The organism is Janthinobacterium sp. GW823-FHT06H09, assembly GCF_058794735.1.
The window spans coordinates 114,346-126,934 of record NZ_JBXAHC010000011.1; the positions used below are offsets into that span (position 1 = coordinate 114,346).

13 protein-coding genes are annotated in these 12,589 nt (G+C 60.8%); 9 read left to right on the plus strand and 4 right to left on the minus strand.

Annotated elements, in window-relative coordinates:
- Nucleotides 1–301 precede the first annotated feature (301 nt).
- Complete coding sequence (locus AC1Q6X_RS19835; protein ID WP_070289142.1) at nucleotides 302–1,192, plus strand: YicC/YloC family endoribonuclease; 891 nt, start codon at nucleotides 302–304, stop codon at nucleotides 1,190–1,192.
- 3 nt (nucleotides 1,193–1,195) lie between these two features.
- A complete protein-coding gene (locus AC1Q6X_RS19840; protein WP_070222386.1) occupies nucleotides 1,196–1,522 on the plus strand; it encodes a hypothetical protein in 327 nt (108 codons plus the stop codon).
- A 15-nt stretch (nucleotides 1,523–1,537) separates the two neighbouring features.
- On the opposite strand, the gene AC1Q6X_RS19845 is transcribed toward AC1Q6X_RS19840, so the two are convergent.
- Nucleotides 1,538–1,948, minus strand: coding sequence for a DoxX family protein (locus AC1Q6X_RS19845; RefSeq protein WP_071650226.1), 411 nt, complete (start codon nucleotides 1,946–1,948; stop codon nucleotides 1,538–1,540).
- A 199-nt stretch (nucleotides 1,949–2,147) separates the two neighbouring features.
- Here AC1Q6X_RS19845 and gmk point away from each other — a divergent pair, with 199 nt between their 5' ends.
- From gmk to AC1Q6X_RS19860, 3 genes are all read left to right on the plus strand, one after another.
- Entirely contained in the window at nucleotides 2,148–2,786 is a 639-nt protein-coding gene (gmk, locus tag AC1Q6X_RS19850) for a guanylate kinase (RefSeq protein WP_080753685.1), read from the plus strand.
- A gap of 58 nt (nucleotides 2,787–2,844) precedes the next feature.
- The gene (rpoZ, locus tag AC1Q6X_RS19855) at nucleotides 2,845–3,048 is read left to right on the plus strand and encodes a DNA-directed RNA polymerase subunit omega (protein ID WP_010400723.1); all 204 of its coding nucleotides are present in this window, start codon (nucleotides 2,845–2,847) and stop codon (nucleotides 3,046–3,048) included.
- A gap of 82 nt (nucleotides 3,049–3,130) precedes the next feature.
- A complete protein-coding gene (locus AC1Q6X_RS19860) occupies nucleotides 3,131–5,413 on the plus strand; it encodes a RelA/SpoT family protein (protein WP_099408924.1) in 2,283 nt (760 codons plus the stop codon).
- A gap of 100 nt (nucleotides 5,414–5,513) precedes the next feature.
- Here AC1Q6X_RS19860 and AC1Q6X_RS19865 read toward each other — a convergent pair whose 3' ends face one another.
- Together AC1Q6X_RS19865 and greB are read right to left on the minus strand one after the other, a co-directional pair.
- The gene (locus AC1Q6X_RS19865; protein WP_492498214.1) at nucleotides 5,514–6,158 is read right to left on the minus strand and encodes a transposase; all 645 of its coding nucleotides are present in this window, start codon (nucleotides 6,156–6,158) and stop codon (nucleotides 5,514–5,516) included.
- 71 nt (nucleotides 6,159–6,229) lie between these two features.
- Nucleotides 6,230–6,796, minus strand: a complete 567-nt coding sequence (greB, locus tag AC1Q6X_RS19870) for a transcription elongation factor GreB (protein ID WP_070222382.1) — start codon at nucleotides 6,794–6,796, stop codon at nucleotides 6,230–6,232.
- Between the two features lie 115 nt (nucleotides 6,797–6,911).
- Here greB and AC1Q6X_RS19875 point away from each other — a divergent pair, with 115 nt between their 5' ends.
- The 4 genes from AC1Q6X_RS19875 to AC1Q6X_RS19890 all read left to right on the plus strand — a co-directional run bounded on the left by AC1Q6X_RS19875 (nucleotide 6,912) and on the right by AC1Q6X_RS19890 (nucleotide 11,470).
- Nucleotides 6,912–7,499, plus strand: a complete 588-nt coding sequence (locus tag AC1Q6X_RS19875; protein ID WP_070222380.1) for a hypothetical protein — start codon at nucleotides 6,912–6,914, stop codon at nucleotides 7,497–7,499.
- 17 nt (nucleotides 7,500–7,516) lie between these two features.
- Nucleotides 7,517–9,019 carry a sensor histidine kinase gene (locus AC1Q6X_RS19880; protein ID WP_492498215.1) on the plus strand — a complete coding sequence of 501 codons (1,503 nt, stop codon included), beginning with the start codon at nucleotides 7,517–7,519 and terminating at the stop codon, nucleotides 9,017–9,019.
- A 30-nt stretch (nucleotides 9,020–9,049) separates the two neighbouring features.
- Nucleotides 9,050–9,697 carry a response regulator gene (locus tag AC1Q6X_RS19885; protein WP_034753998.1) on the plus strand — a complete coding sequence of 216 codons (648 nt, stop codon included), beginning with the start codon at nucleotides 9,050–9,052 and terminating at the stop codon, nucleotides 9,695–9,697.
- A 201-nt stretch (nucleotides 9,698–9,898) separates the two neighbouring features.
- Nucleotides 9,899–11,470, plus strand: a complete 1,572-nt coding sequence (locus AC1Q6X_RS19890; RefSeq protein ID WP_070222378.1) for a diguanylate cyclase — start codon at nucleotides 9,899–9,901, stop codon at nucleotides 11,468–11,470.
- A 59-nt stretch (nucleotides 11,471–11,529) separates the two neighbouring features.
- Here AC1Q6X_RS19890 and AC1Q6X_RS19895 read toward each other — a convergent pair whose 3' ends face one another.
- Nucleotides 11,530–12,219, minus strand: a complete 690-nt coding sequence (locus AC1Q6X_RS19895) for a DNRLRE domain-containing protein (protein WP_492498216.1) — start codon at nucleotides 12,217–12,219, stop codon at nucleotides 11,530–11,532.
- Between the last annotated feature and the right edge of the window lie 370 nt (nucleotides 12,220–12,589).

Below are 12,589 nucleotides of genomic sequence, written 5' to 3' on the forward strand. Positions count from 1 at the left end.
GGGATGTCCTGTGTGATTGGGGTTGCGGCAGCGATTCTACCACCGCGCGCGCGCCCATTTGCAGCCATGCAACAGCGCAGGGCGCAATGGCGGGCGGCGCACACATGATCCCTACAATCCTGCCCCGCCAAACACAATTTTCTTTACAATGCCGTAAAACGCACACTATTCAGCAATTTTCAGGCCATCGGGCACTTCGGTCCTGTTTCGCGGCGCGGGCAGTATTGCCTGCGCTGGCTGATTAAGTGTATAAGTGACTGTATACAAGATCAAATCGGGGAATCCTTTGAGCATTTCAAGCATGACAGGCTACGCGGTTGCCACCAGCGAAGGTGCTGCAGGCACACTGACAATTGAAATCAAGAGCGTCAACTCACGCTTTCTCGACCTGCAATTCCGGATCAACGACGATCTGCGGGCCCTGGAACCTGACTTGCGCGCCGCCGTCATGTCCGCCATCACGCGCGGCAAAGTCGAGGTACGCCTGAGCTTTGGCCGCAAGGCTGCGACCGCCGGCACGCAGGCGCTGAACGTGCCCCTGCTGACCGAACTGGCGCGCCTGCAAAACGAAGTGGGCCAGCATTTTGTCTCCGCCCCCGTCATGACGGTGGCAGAACTGCTGCGCTGGCCTGGCGTCATCGAAGAAGCGCAAGTGGGACAGGAGTCCCTGCAGGCGGACGTGGGCGCGCTGACCCGCCGCACCGTGGCCGCCTTCGTCGACAGCCGCAAGCGCGAAGGCGCGGCGCTCGAAGCGGTGCTGGTGTCGCGCATCGAAGCGATGGAAGCCATCGTCAAGCGCATCACGCCCTTGATTCCGCAAGTGGTGGCGGCCTTCCAGCAAAAAGCCATCGAGCGCATGCAGGATGCGCTGGGCCTGGCCAGCCAGGGCTCGAATTCGGCCCTGTCGCGCCAGGACGCCATGGAACGCATCCGCCAGGAAGTGATCCTGTACGGCATCCGCATCGATGTGTCCGAAGAACTGGCACGCCTGTCGGCCCACCTGGGCGAAACGCGCCACATCCTCACCAAGGGCGGGCAAGTGGGCAAGCGCCTCGACTTCATGATGCAGGAACTCAACCGCGAAGCCAATACGCTGGGCGCCAAGGCCTCCGTCAAGGAACTGGCCGACGCCTCGATGGACTTGAAGCTGCTGATCGAGCAGATGCGCGAACAGGTGCAGAACCTGGAATAAACCATGACCGCACCACGCATCCTGACGCTCGCCAGCGTCACCCTGGCGCTGCTGGCGGCAGGCGCGCAAGCGCAACCTGCGCAGCAGCCGTCGCCGTATGCGGTTGAAGGCTGCGCCTCCGGGTGTTTCGCTCTCAAGGAACGCGGCGCCGCCATCTACACGGGCGCAGACGCCGCCTCCTACCGCATCTGCTCGCGCAGCAACCTGGGTGCGGAAGTCTCGGTCGACAGCGCCATCGTGCGCATCAGCAACCGCGACTGCACCGATGTGAATGGACGGGCCATCGTGCTCAATAGCGGCGAAATCGCCCTGGGCCGGCTGCCCCGCTGAGACAGGGCATGCAACTTACGCCAGGCGCGCTCCGGTGCGCGCCCTGTCGCTGGCGGCGATGACGACGCAGGCGACAAACAGCACGATGCTGTACTCCACGCCGCCGGCGCCATGCTCGCCCACGAACCAGCCCTTGGCCGCATGCACGATGACGATGCCGCCAAGGCAGATCACCATCAGGCCGGCCGCCGCCCAGCGCATGTATTTGCCGGCGATGAGCAAACTGCCGCAAACGATCTCGACGATGGTAATCGCCCACACGACAGCCAGGCCATAGATAAATCCCTTGTCTTCCAGAAAACCGGCAAAGCGGGGAATGGTGCCGTTGGCGATGCGCGTGATGGCGTGCGCCATGAACATCACGGCGATGGCCACGCGCAGCAACAGCATGGCCTGGGCAATACTGAGAAACGGGAAATTTTTCATGCGCACATCCTGTCGATAAAGAAAAAATATTCCAAATTAGATAACTATTTCTTCAGGATAACAAGCAAAAAATGCGCAGGCGCGGCGGCCAGGCGCATCGCAGGGCTGGCTCGCCGCCTTGCCTCTTGGTAAAATACCGAATTGGGCGGCGCCCATGCAAGCGCACACGCCGCCATCACACGCAAATGGAAAGATCCGCATGAGCCACCCTACCGCCTTCTCCGGCAGCCTGTTCGTGGTCGCCGCGCCATCGGGCGCCGGCAAATCGACACTGGTCAATGCATTGCTGGCGCAAGAGCCCGGCATCAAATTGTCGATCTCGACCACCACGCGCGCCCCGCGTCCGGGCGAGCAGCATGGCCGCGAGTACTATTTCACCACGGCGGAAGACTTTGTCGCGCGCGCCGACCAGGGCGAATTCCTGGAATGGGCGGAAGTGCATGGCAATTACTACGGCACTTCGCGCATCATGGTGGAACAGCAAATGGCCGCCGGCACCGATATCCTGCTGGAAATCGACTGGCAGGGCGCGCGCCAGGTGCGCAAGCAATTTCCCCGCGCGGCCGGCATTTTCATCCTGCCGCCATCGATCGATGCGCTGGAAGAACGCCTGAACAAGCGCGGCCAGGACGAGCCGCACGTGATCACGCGCCGCCTGCTGGCGGCCGGCGGCGAAATCGCACACGCTCCCGAGTTCGAGTATGTTATTATCAATGAAGAGTTTACGGTCGCTTTGTCCGAACTGAGCGCGATCGTGAGAGCGGCCCGTTGCCGGTTTGCGCAACAAGCGGCCCGCAACGCATCGCTATTCGCCCAGCTGGGCCTGCACGCAGAGTAAAAACGCTGCAACGGCACGCCAGTTCACACAGCACCACGCAAAAATTTTAGGAGTTACTATGGCCCGTATCACAATCGAAGATTGCCTGAAGCAGATCCCTAACCGTTTCCAGCTGACCCTGGCTGCGACCTATCGCGCACGTCAGTTGTTGCAAGGCCACACCCCAAAGGTGGAAGCCAAGGACAAGCCTACCGTCGTCGCACTGCGTGAAATCGCTGCCGGTAAAGTCGGCATCGAAATGCTGAAAAAGGTCCCGATGTAAGTGGGAACCCGCGTGCCGGAACAGTGCTGACCCCTGGTTCTACCGTATCCTTTATTCACACTGTGAAGCAACGCGACGTTTTATGAGTCTGACCCCAGCCGACACGACTTCCGCAGCACTGCCGCCCCTGGCCTCGCGCCAGGCGGCAAAATCGCAGGGCGCTTCCGCGCCCGGCGCCGGCACGTCCGGCAGCAACACCCCCGCAGTACCGCCAGCGCCCGCCCTCGGCGTGGCTTCCGTCAGCCATCTGGCCGACAAGCTGGCCGAATACCTGTCTCCCGCCGACCTGAAAAAAGTCAAGGAAGCCTACCGCTTCTCCGACGAAATGCACCTGGGCCAGATGCGCCGCTCGGGCGAGCCGTATATCTCGCATCCGATCGCCGTCGCCGAAATCTGCGCCGACTGGAAGCTCGACGCGCAAGCCATCATGGCCGCCCTGCTGCATGACGTCATGGAAGACCAGGACGTCAAGAAGGAAGAATTGATCGAGCGCTTCGGCGCTCCGGTGGCGCACCTGGTCGACGGCCTGTCGAAGCTGGAAAAGATCGAATTCCAGAGCCAGATCGAAGCACAGGCGGAAAACTTCCGCAAGATGCTGCTGGCCATGGCATCCGACGTGCGCGTGATCCTGATCAAGCTGGCCGACCGCCTGCACAATATGCGCACCCTGGACTTCATGACGGCGGCGAAAAAACGCCGCATCGCCAGCGAGACCATGGAAGTGTACGTGCCGATCGCGCACCGTCTCGGCCTGAACAACATCTACCACGAGCTGCAGGACCTGTCGTTCTCGCACCTGTATCCGATGCGCTACCGCACCCTGGCGAAAGCCGTCAAGGCGGCGCGCGGCAACCGGCGCGAGGTGGTCAACAAGATCATGGAAGCGGTGAAAAGCACCTTGTCCATGGCCGAGCTCGAAGCCGACGTCACGGGCCGCGAAAAGACCCTGTACGACATCTATAAAAAGATGCGCAGCAAGCATTTGTCGTTCTCGCAAGTGCTGGACGTGTACGGTTTCCGCGTGGTGGTGGGCAGCTTTGCCGACTGTTACGTGACCCTGGGCACCCTGCACAGCCTGTACAAGCCCATGCCGGGCAAGTTCAAGGATTACATCGCGATCCGCAAGCTGAACGGCTACCAGTCGCTGCACACGACCGTCATCGGCCCGTACGGCACGCCCGTGGAATTCCAGATCCGCACGCAGGAAATGCACCGCACGGCCGAGTCCGGCGTGGCGGCGCACTGGCTGTACAAGAGCGGCGAATCGAACCCGTCCGACCTGCAGCAGCGCACCCATGCGTGGCTGCAATCGCTGCTCGACATCCAGCAGCAGACGGGCGACTCGGCCGAATTCCTCGAACACGTCAAGGTCGACCTGTTCCCCGATTCCGTCTACGTGTTTACGCCGAAATCGAAGATCATCGCCCTGCCGCGCGGCGCCACGGCCATCGACTTCGCCTACTCGATCCACACGGGCATCGGCGACCAGACCGTGGCCGTGAAAATCAACAACGAAACCTCGCCCCTGCGCACCGAGCTGCACAATGGCGACATCGTGGAAATCATCACCGATTCCTCGTCGCGCCCCAGCCCGACGTGGCTGTCGTTCGTGCGCACCGGCAAGGCCCGTTCGGCCATCCGCCACCACTTGCGCACGATCAACCTGCCCGAATCGATCGCCCTGGGCCAGCAACTGCTGTCACAGGCGCTGCACACCCTGAACATCGACGCCGACCTGCAAGCGCCATTGGTCGAACGCCTGCTCAACGAATCGAGCGCCAATTCCATGGACGAGCTGTACGCGGACATCGGCATCGGCAAGCGCATGGCCACCCTGGTGGCGCGCCACATCTTCGGCTTGATCGGCGGCGAAGCGGCCAGCATGCCCGTGGAACACAATAGCGGCAGCGAACTGGACCCCGTCACCATCTGCGGCAGCGAAGGCGTCTCGGTGCAACTGGCGCCCTGCTGCCTGCCGATTCCGGGCGACCAGATCATCGGCCAGCTGCGCCGCGACCAGGGCTTGCTCGTGCACACGAGCGACTGCTCGCAAGCGAAACGCCAGCGCGCCAAGGAACCGGACCGCTGGATCGCCGTGCGCTGGGGAACCGAACTGAACCGCCGCTTCGACTGCCGCATCAAGGTCTTGATCAACAGTGAACGGGGCATCCTCGCCCGCGTGGCCGCCGAAATCGGCGAATCGGACGCCAACATCATCTATGTCGGCATGGACGAAGACAAGGACAACGTGCTCGACCAGCTGCGCTTCACCGTGCAGGTCAAGGACAGGGTCCACCTGGCCGCCCTGCTGCGCAATGTGCGCAGAGTGGCCGGCGTCAACCGCATCCTGCGCGAGCGTAACTGATTCACGCGGCAAAAAGCTGGGGTCAGACCCGCCGGGGGAATACGTCCCAATGGGACGTATTCCGATCGCGAAGCGACTGACCCCGGATCTCCGCTGCGGGCTACCGGTTCAGTTCCGCAACGCGTCGTAAAAACGCCTGATCCCCCACCGCAAATTCAGCATTGACTGCTTCTCGCAGTTGTCCGATGCAGTGATCGCCTAATTCATCCTGAAATAACGATTGGTATGTCTTTTGCCGCTCAAGCACATCACATCCAAGTTGCATATATAAAGAATGCGGAGACAGCAGATCATCATGCACGCCCTGCGCATTGCTTCGATAACTGGACCAGCAATATTGACCAGGCAATGCCACGATACCGGCCCTGACAGGGTTAAGTTCGATATAGCGCTGGCAAATCAATAAATAACGCTCGCCCTGTACCAGGCAAGATTTGTAGCGGCCCTCCCACAAACTGCCGGTGCGGCCATAACGCCAGTTGAAATACTGCACATAACGCTGGTTCAGCATTTTCATCAGCAGCGACAGGGACGTTGTGCTTTGCGTGGAAAGCAATAGATGCACATGATTATTCATCAGCACATACGCATGCAGATGGCATGGTGCAAGCGCCAAACAACTGTGCAGATAATCCAGATAACGCTGCTTGTCTTGCCCATCAAGAAAGCAGGCTTGGCGATTCACGCCACGTTGCACCACATGTAAGGGAACGCCGGGCAAGACGAGCCGAAGACGACGGGGCATGGCAACTCCTGATACCAACTGAATGGTCAGTGTGCCAGCGCGCGCCTCTGGCGTCCTGCGTCACCGCAAGCTTACCCCTCCCCCGGCGCCGGATACGTCACTTCCAGCAACTCCAGTTCCTGCTCGCCCAGCGGCGTGTTGAGGGTGATCACGTCGCCTTCGCGCGCCTTGGTAATGGTGCGGGCCATGGGCGAGACCCAGCTGATCTTGCCGTTCAGGGGGTCGAATTCGTCGATGCCGACGATGGTAATGGTGTGCGTTTCGCCGTCGCTGGTGCGGTAGGTTACCGTGGCGCCGAAAAACACCTGGTCGTTGCCATGGTGCACGCTGGGATCGACGATGGCGGCCAGGTCCATGCGTTTGGTGAGGAAGCGGATGCGGCGGTCGATTTCGCGCAGCCGGCGCTTGCCGTAGATATAGTCGCCATTTTCCGAACGGTCGCCATTCGACGCCGCCCAATGGACGATGCGCACCACTTCCGGACGGTCGACGTCGATCAGCTGCAGCAGTTCTTCCTTGATGCGCTGGTAGCCGGCCGGCGTGATGTAGTTCTTGGCGCCGGCGGGAATGGCCAGCGCCAGCGCGACCGCTTCTTCATCGTCGTCGTTGTCCGATTCTTTTACAAAGGCTTTATTCATCCGCCTATTGTAGCCCCGCCAGGAAGCCATGGGCACACCGGATGCGGGCGCAGGCGGGCTTTTTTGACGTATCATCGTGGCAATCGCGGCAAACGTGGGCCGCACACGGAGACGGATGAAAAAAATCTACAGAGTCAGGCGCTGGCTGTTCGCGCCGCTGGTCTACCTGGCCGCCATCTGCCTGCTGATCGAGGAATGGCTATGGGCGACGGGCGCGCGCATCATGCAGGTGGTGTCGCAATTTCCGCCCCTGCATGCGCTCGAAGCGTGGATCAAGCGCCTGCCCCCGTACTGGGCGCTGGCCATCTTCGTGCTGCCGGCCGTGCTGCTGTTTCCCGTCAAGCTGCTGGCCCTGCTGGCGATCGCGCGCGGCCATGCGTTTTCCGGCATCGGCGTGATCGTCATCGCCAAGCTGGGCGGCGCGGCCGCCGTCGCGCGCCTGTATTCGCTGACGCGCCCTACCCTGCTCAGTTTGCCGTGGTTTGCGCGCTGGCATGGCCTCTTCATGGAAACCAAGGACCGCTGGATCGCCCGGCTGCGCGCCACGCGCCCGTGGCGCCGTGTCAGCCGCCTGTCGGCCGCCCTGGGCCGCGCCCGCCGCGCCTGGTGGCAGCGCTTGCGCAAGGGCACGCCAGGGCGTCATAATTCCCGCCCAGCCAGGGTGCTGCGCCGCTTTGCCGCCTTCTGGCGCGCCCGCCGCTGATGAAGAAAGGCAACTCCATGCACGACACTCCCCGGCTGGCCCCCGCCCTGCGCGCGGCGGCGCCGGAAATCTACCTGTACGACGCGGCCAGCTTGCAATTGCTGGACGCCAACGATGCCGCCTGCGACAACTTGCAGTATGCGCGCAAGGAATTGCTGGCGATGATGCCCTTCACGCTGGCGCCGCAGCTCGACGCGCAGCAACTGGCCGCCGTGCTGGCCACTCTGGACGACAGCATCGGCGCGCAAGCCCGGCTGCACGTGCAGCAGCGGCGCCGCGATGGCAGCCTGTATTCGCTCAGCCTGCACCTGTCGCGCGCCCAGCGCCAGGGGCGCCCCCTGTTGCTGGCCGAGGGCGAAGACTTGCGCACGCCGCAGGCGACGGCCGCCGCCCTGGCGCAGGTGCAGTCGCGCTTCAACGCCATCGTCTCGAATACGCCGGGCCTCGTGTACCAGTTCTGCCTGCATGCGGATGGACGGGCGTCCTTTGCCTACCTGAGCGAAGGCTGCCAGGCCCTTCTGGGCCTGAGCCCGGCGCTGCTGCACGCGCGCCCGGAACTGTTTTACCAGTTGATCCTGGCCGACGACCGCGCCTCGTATCTGGAATCGATGCAAGCCTCGAAAAGCGCCTTGTGGAGCTGGAACTGGGAAGGCCGGATCTGGATCGATGCCTGGAAGGACGTCAAATGGATCAACCTGCGCTCGACGCCGCGCGCGCTGGCCGACGGCACGGTGCAGTGGGAAGGCATCATGACGAATATCACGGAAAGCCGGCTCGAACAGATCGAAGTGCGCCAGTCGCGCGCCCGCCTGGCCGAGCTGACGGCGCATATCGACAAGGTCAAGGAACACGAACGCACGCGCCTAGCGCGCGAACTGCACGATGACCTGGGCGGCAATTTGACGGCGATCAAGATGGCCTTAGCCATGCTGGCGCGCCGCCTGCCGCCGGACGACCCGCTGCTGCAGGAAAAGGCCGACTATGTCGATGCCCTGGTCGACCGCAGCATCGACGCCGTGCACCGCATTTCGCTGGACTTGCGCCCCTCCATGCTGGACCTGGGCCTGGTCGCCGCGCTGGACTGGCAAGTCAAGGAATTCGCGCGCCAGGCCGGCATCGAGTGCCAGTTCATTTCGAACCGCCAGCACATCGACCTCGAGCTGGACCAGGCGACCAGCCTGTTCCGCATCGCCCAGGAGGCGCTGACGAATATCGCCAAGCATGCGCAGGCGAGCAAGGTCAGCGTGCGCCTGGCCCGGCAGCGCCAGCATATCAGCCTGACCATCGCCGACAATGGCGTCGGCATGCGCCTGTCCGACCGCGCCAAGCCGCAGTCGTTCGGCATCCGCGGCATGGCCGAACGGGCCAGCGCGCTGGGCGGCAGCCTGAGCCTGATGGATGGGCCGGACGGCGGCACCATCCTGAGCATAAAAATCCGTCTGACCACCCCGCGAGAGGCGATAATAGCGACTGCAGCCAGTGCGCCCGCGCACAGCGGGCCGCCGCCAGACGCGGCCTAGTGGGTGAATTAGATAGGAAACAATGCAGTCATGAAAGAAAAAGCCACCATCCGGGTATTCATCGCCGACGATCACGCGATCGTGCGCGAAGGCTTGAAGCAAATCCTCGCCGACACGAAGGACATCATCGTGGCCGGCGAAGCTGAAAATGGCCACGACGCCATCAAACTGTTCCGCGGCTCGAAATGCCAGGTGTTGTTGCTTGACATCTCCCTGCCCGACCGCAGCGGCATCGAGGTACTAAAGCAGATCAAGAAGGAAAAACCGGAACTGGCCGTGCTGATGCTGTCCATGCACCGCGAAGACCAGTACGCCATCCGTTCGCTCAAGGCGGGCGCGGCCGGCTACCTGACGAAACAGAGCGCGCCGCGCGAGCTGGTCACGGCCATCCGGCAAGTGGCGCAAGGGTTGAAATACATCAGCGCCTCGCTGGCGCAGGAACTGGCCAACACGGTGGGCGAAGACCACGAAACGGCCTTGCACGACACCTTGTCGGACCGCGAGTACCAGACGCTGGTCATGATTGCCTCGGGCAAGGCGGTGGGCGCCATCGCCGAAGAGCTCAAATTGTCCGTGAAAACCGTCAGCGAATACCGCGCCCGCTTGCTGGTCAAGATGAAGCTCAAGAATAGCGCGGAACTGACGCATTACGCCATCCGCAACCAGCTGGTGGATTGACGGCAAAGTGGCATGCCCGCTGGCATCGGGCGAATTGACAGGACTTCTCCTTGCTTCTCGCACAATAAGTTCTTTGCCAACTCGCATATCATGAGGATAATGAGAAATATCTAAAAAGGCTGTGCCTACATGTCCAGTAAATTGCCATCCTCACCAGCAGGCGCTCCCGCTGGCGCCACGAATACCGCCGCCGCTGCGGCGATGAACCCGGCCGATATCGCCCGCGAAGCGTTTCGCCGCCTGGCCACGCGCCGCATCGCCCCCACGCCGAGCGCCTACCGCGATATCTACAATGAAATCGCGGGCATCAGCGAAGCGGCCGAGACGCCGGCTACGCCGGGAGCCGTGCTGGCCGCCAGCGCACCCACGGAGAGCGGCGCGGAAAACGTCCTGACGCAATTCGCCGCCAAGATGAGCGAATCGGCGGGCGAACTGGGCGACTTTGGCAAGCGTTTCCAGCGCGCCCTGAAAGCGCGCGACTGGGATGGCTATGCACGTACCCTGGCGCAACTGGCCGAGAAACAGGTCAAGAAAAGCGGCGGCATCGAATTGCCGCCCCTGCCGGACGGCGAACAGACGCGCACCCTGCGTGAATTGCTCAGCCGCACCCTGGGCTTTGCCGTCGCCACCTTGCTGACGGGCACGCCCGCGCTGGTGGAAGAGGCAGAGTCCCTGGGCGCCGCCATCAAGCTGGCCCACACGGAAGAAGCGCTGAACGAAGCGGCCCTGCGCCTGAAACAGCTGTGCTACCAGATCGAACTGAAAAGCGGCGACACGGCCGAGCAGCAGGAATTGCTGCTGCGCCTGTTCAAGCTGCTGCTGGACAACGTCAGCCAGTTGCTCGACGACGACAGCTGGCTGCGCGGCCAGGTCGACGCCGTGCAAAACCTGATCGCCGGTCCGCTCGACCAGCGCGCGCTGGAAGACGCCACGCGCAGCCTGAAGGAAGTCATCTACAAGCAAAGCCAGCTCAAGCACAGCCTGTCCGACGTCAAGCTGACGGTCAAGAACATGATGATGACCTTCATCGACCGCCTGGGGCAAGTGGCGGCCAGCACGGGCGACTTCCACGAAAAGATCGGCGGCTATTCGGAAAAGATCAGCCAGGCGGAAAATATCAGCGAGTTGAACAGCGTTCTCGACGAAGTCTTGCGCGAAACGCGCATGGTGCAGAACGAGGCCTTGCGCGCGCGCGACAAGATGGTGCTGGCGCGCCAAGAAGTGCAGGATGCGGAACAGCGCATCCACACGCTGGAAGCAAAGCTCCAGCATATGAGCGAACTGGTGCGGGAAGACCAGCTGACGGGCAGCCTGAACCGCCGAGGCCTGGACGACGTGTTCGAGCGCGAGACGGCCCGCTCGGACCGCCGCGGCACGCCGCTGTGCATCGCCATGCTGGACCTGGACGACTTCAAGCGCCTGAACGACACCTATGGCCACCTGGCCGGCGATGCCGCGCTGAAGCACCTGGTGAAAATCGTCAAGGAAACCCTGCGCTCGATGGACGTCATCGCCCGCTTCGGCGGCGAGGAATTCCTCATCCTGCTGCCGGAAACCACGGTCGAAGCGGCCTCATCGACGATGACGCGCCTGCAGCGCGAACTGACCCGGCATTTCTTCCTGCACGACAACGAAAAAGTCCTGATCACCTTCTCCGCCGGCGTGGCCCTGCGCCTGCCCAACGAAGACCAGGCCGAACTCGTCAAACGCGCCGACCGCGCCATGTACCAGGCCAAGCAGACGGGCAAGAATCGGGTGGTGGTGGCGGATTGAGTCAATTACCTCCGTTGGTGCCGCGGCAGCGGCACCTTCTCATCATTTGCTGACAATAACTAACCGCGCTGACGGCTACGCCAAGAACCAAGTACTTGAGAGAATAGAGTTTTCTGCAAGAGCAGTGTTAACAGTCCGATCAACATCATCGCATATGTTGATGGTTCCGGAACCGCCGAAGTCAACGTCACATTCAGTGACTTCTTCTCTTTAAAATAAGTAAAATCATCCGCTATCCGCCCCTCATTCTTCGACATGATCACAAAACTCATCGCTCCGGCATTTTTTTGATACTGCTGATTGGCGAAGTCAGTCATATCGATATAGATCGTGGAATTAATGCCGGTTTTGATTTTCCCCAGCAATGTAGTGTAATCGATAACTGGCGTTCCACCCCGGGTCAGCGTGCCGCCATCCCAGTCATTTGACATCGCCCATATTTGCAGGGGGGGTCCATTCATATAGCTCTGCCCTGGTGAGTACGATATTTCAAACAGTGCAGATGTCACGGAATTTCCGGCAACATATGCAGGCAAGCTGAACTTCTCATACATTCTGGCTACGCCTCCATTAAAAACATTCCCCGCATAAATCCCACTATAAAAATAGATATTACCGTTGCGCCCATTGCCGTAGACCGAAATATCTTCCATAGGCGCAATAACAACGGCTTTCGCAAAACTTTGCTGTGCAAATAATGCCTCCCCCAGTAATAGCAGCACAGAAAAAATAATCCTCTTACATTTCATACCAACTTCCTTCCTTTGAACATATCGAGCACATCGCATATATAATTAAAAATAAACCTCAATGATATTTGACGTCTTTAAACGAAAAAAATATCAAACATGATAAAAAAATAATTGTAACACTGGAAAGACCATTGGAAAATAATTAAAATCAAGAATATTAAACTCAGATGGATGAGCCAAGAAATTGGAGGATAGCTGCAGCCTGAACAAGAACAATTCCTGCCACATCCTGAAGTAGGTAAGCTGTAACAGCAAGACGCTGCCGTCAACGACCTGGACATGCAAAGAGGCTACATTTGCAACACTCCAGGAGATACGATCTGCTCATAGTCCTAGCCAGCCCAGCAAAATAAAATTATTTTTACCC

What these genes read in the sequence shown, in the direction of transcription:
- AC1Q6X_RS19895 (WP_492498216.1), bottom strand. Translation starts at nt 12,219, where the DNA reads ATGAAATGTAAGAGGATTATTTTTTCTGTGCTGCTATTACTGGGGGAG.
- AC1Q6X_RS19840 (WP_070222386.1), top strand. Translation starts at nt 1,196, where the DNA reads ATGACCGCACCACGCATCCTGACGCTCGCCAGCGTCACCCTGGCGCTG.
- rpoZ (WP_010400723.1), top strand. Translation starts at nt 2,845, where the DNA reads ATGGCCCGTATCACAATCGAAGATTGCCTGAAGCAGATCCCTAACCGT.
- AC1Q6X_RS19875 (WP_070222380.1), top strand. Translation starts at nt 6,912, where the DNA reads ATGAAAAAAATCTACAGAGTCAGGCGCTGGCTGTTCGCGCCGCTGGTC.
- greB (WP_070222382.1), bottom strand. Translation starts at nt 6,796, where the DNA reads ATGAATAAAGCCTTTGTAAAAGAATCGGACAACGACGACGATGAAGAA.
- AC1Q6X_RS19860 (WP_099408924.1), top strand. Translation starts at nt 3,131, where the DNA reads ATGAGTCTGACCCCAGCCGACACGACTTCCGCAGCACTGCCGCCCCTG.
- AC1Q6X_RS19865 (WP_492498214.1), bottom strand. Translation starts at nt 6,158, where the DNA reads ATGCCCCGTCGTCTTCGGCTCGTCTTGCCCGGCGTTCCCTTACATGTG.
- AC1Q6X_RS19845 (WP_071650226.1), bottom strand. Translation starts at nt 1,948, where the DNA reads ATGAAAAATTTCCCGTTTCTCAGTATTGCCCAGGCCATGCTGTTGCTG.
- gmk (WP_080753685.1), top strand. Translation starts at nt 2,148, where the DNA reads ATGAGCCACCCTACCGCCTTCTCCGGCAGCCTGTTCGTGGTCGCCGCG.
- AC1Q6X_RS19835 (WP_070289142.1), top strand. Translation starts at nt 302, where the DNA reads ATGACAGGCTACGCGGTTGCCACCAGCGAAGGTGCTGCAGGCACACTG.
- AC1Q6X_RS19880 (WP_492498215.1), top strand. Translation starts at nt 7,517, where the DNA reads ATGCACGACACTCCCCGGCTGGCCCCCGCCCTGCGCGCGGCGGCGCCG.
- AC1Q6X_RS19885 (WP_034753998.1), top strand. Translation starts at nt 9,050, where the DNA reads ATGAAAGAAAAAGCCACCATCCGGGTATTCATCGCCGACGATCACGCG.
- AC1Q6X_RS19890 (WP_070222378.1), top strand. Translation starts at nt 9,899, where the DNA reads ATGAACCCGGCCGATATCGCCCGCGAAGCGTTTCGCCGCCTGGCCACG.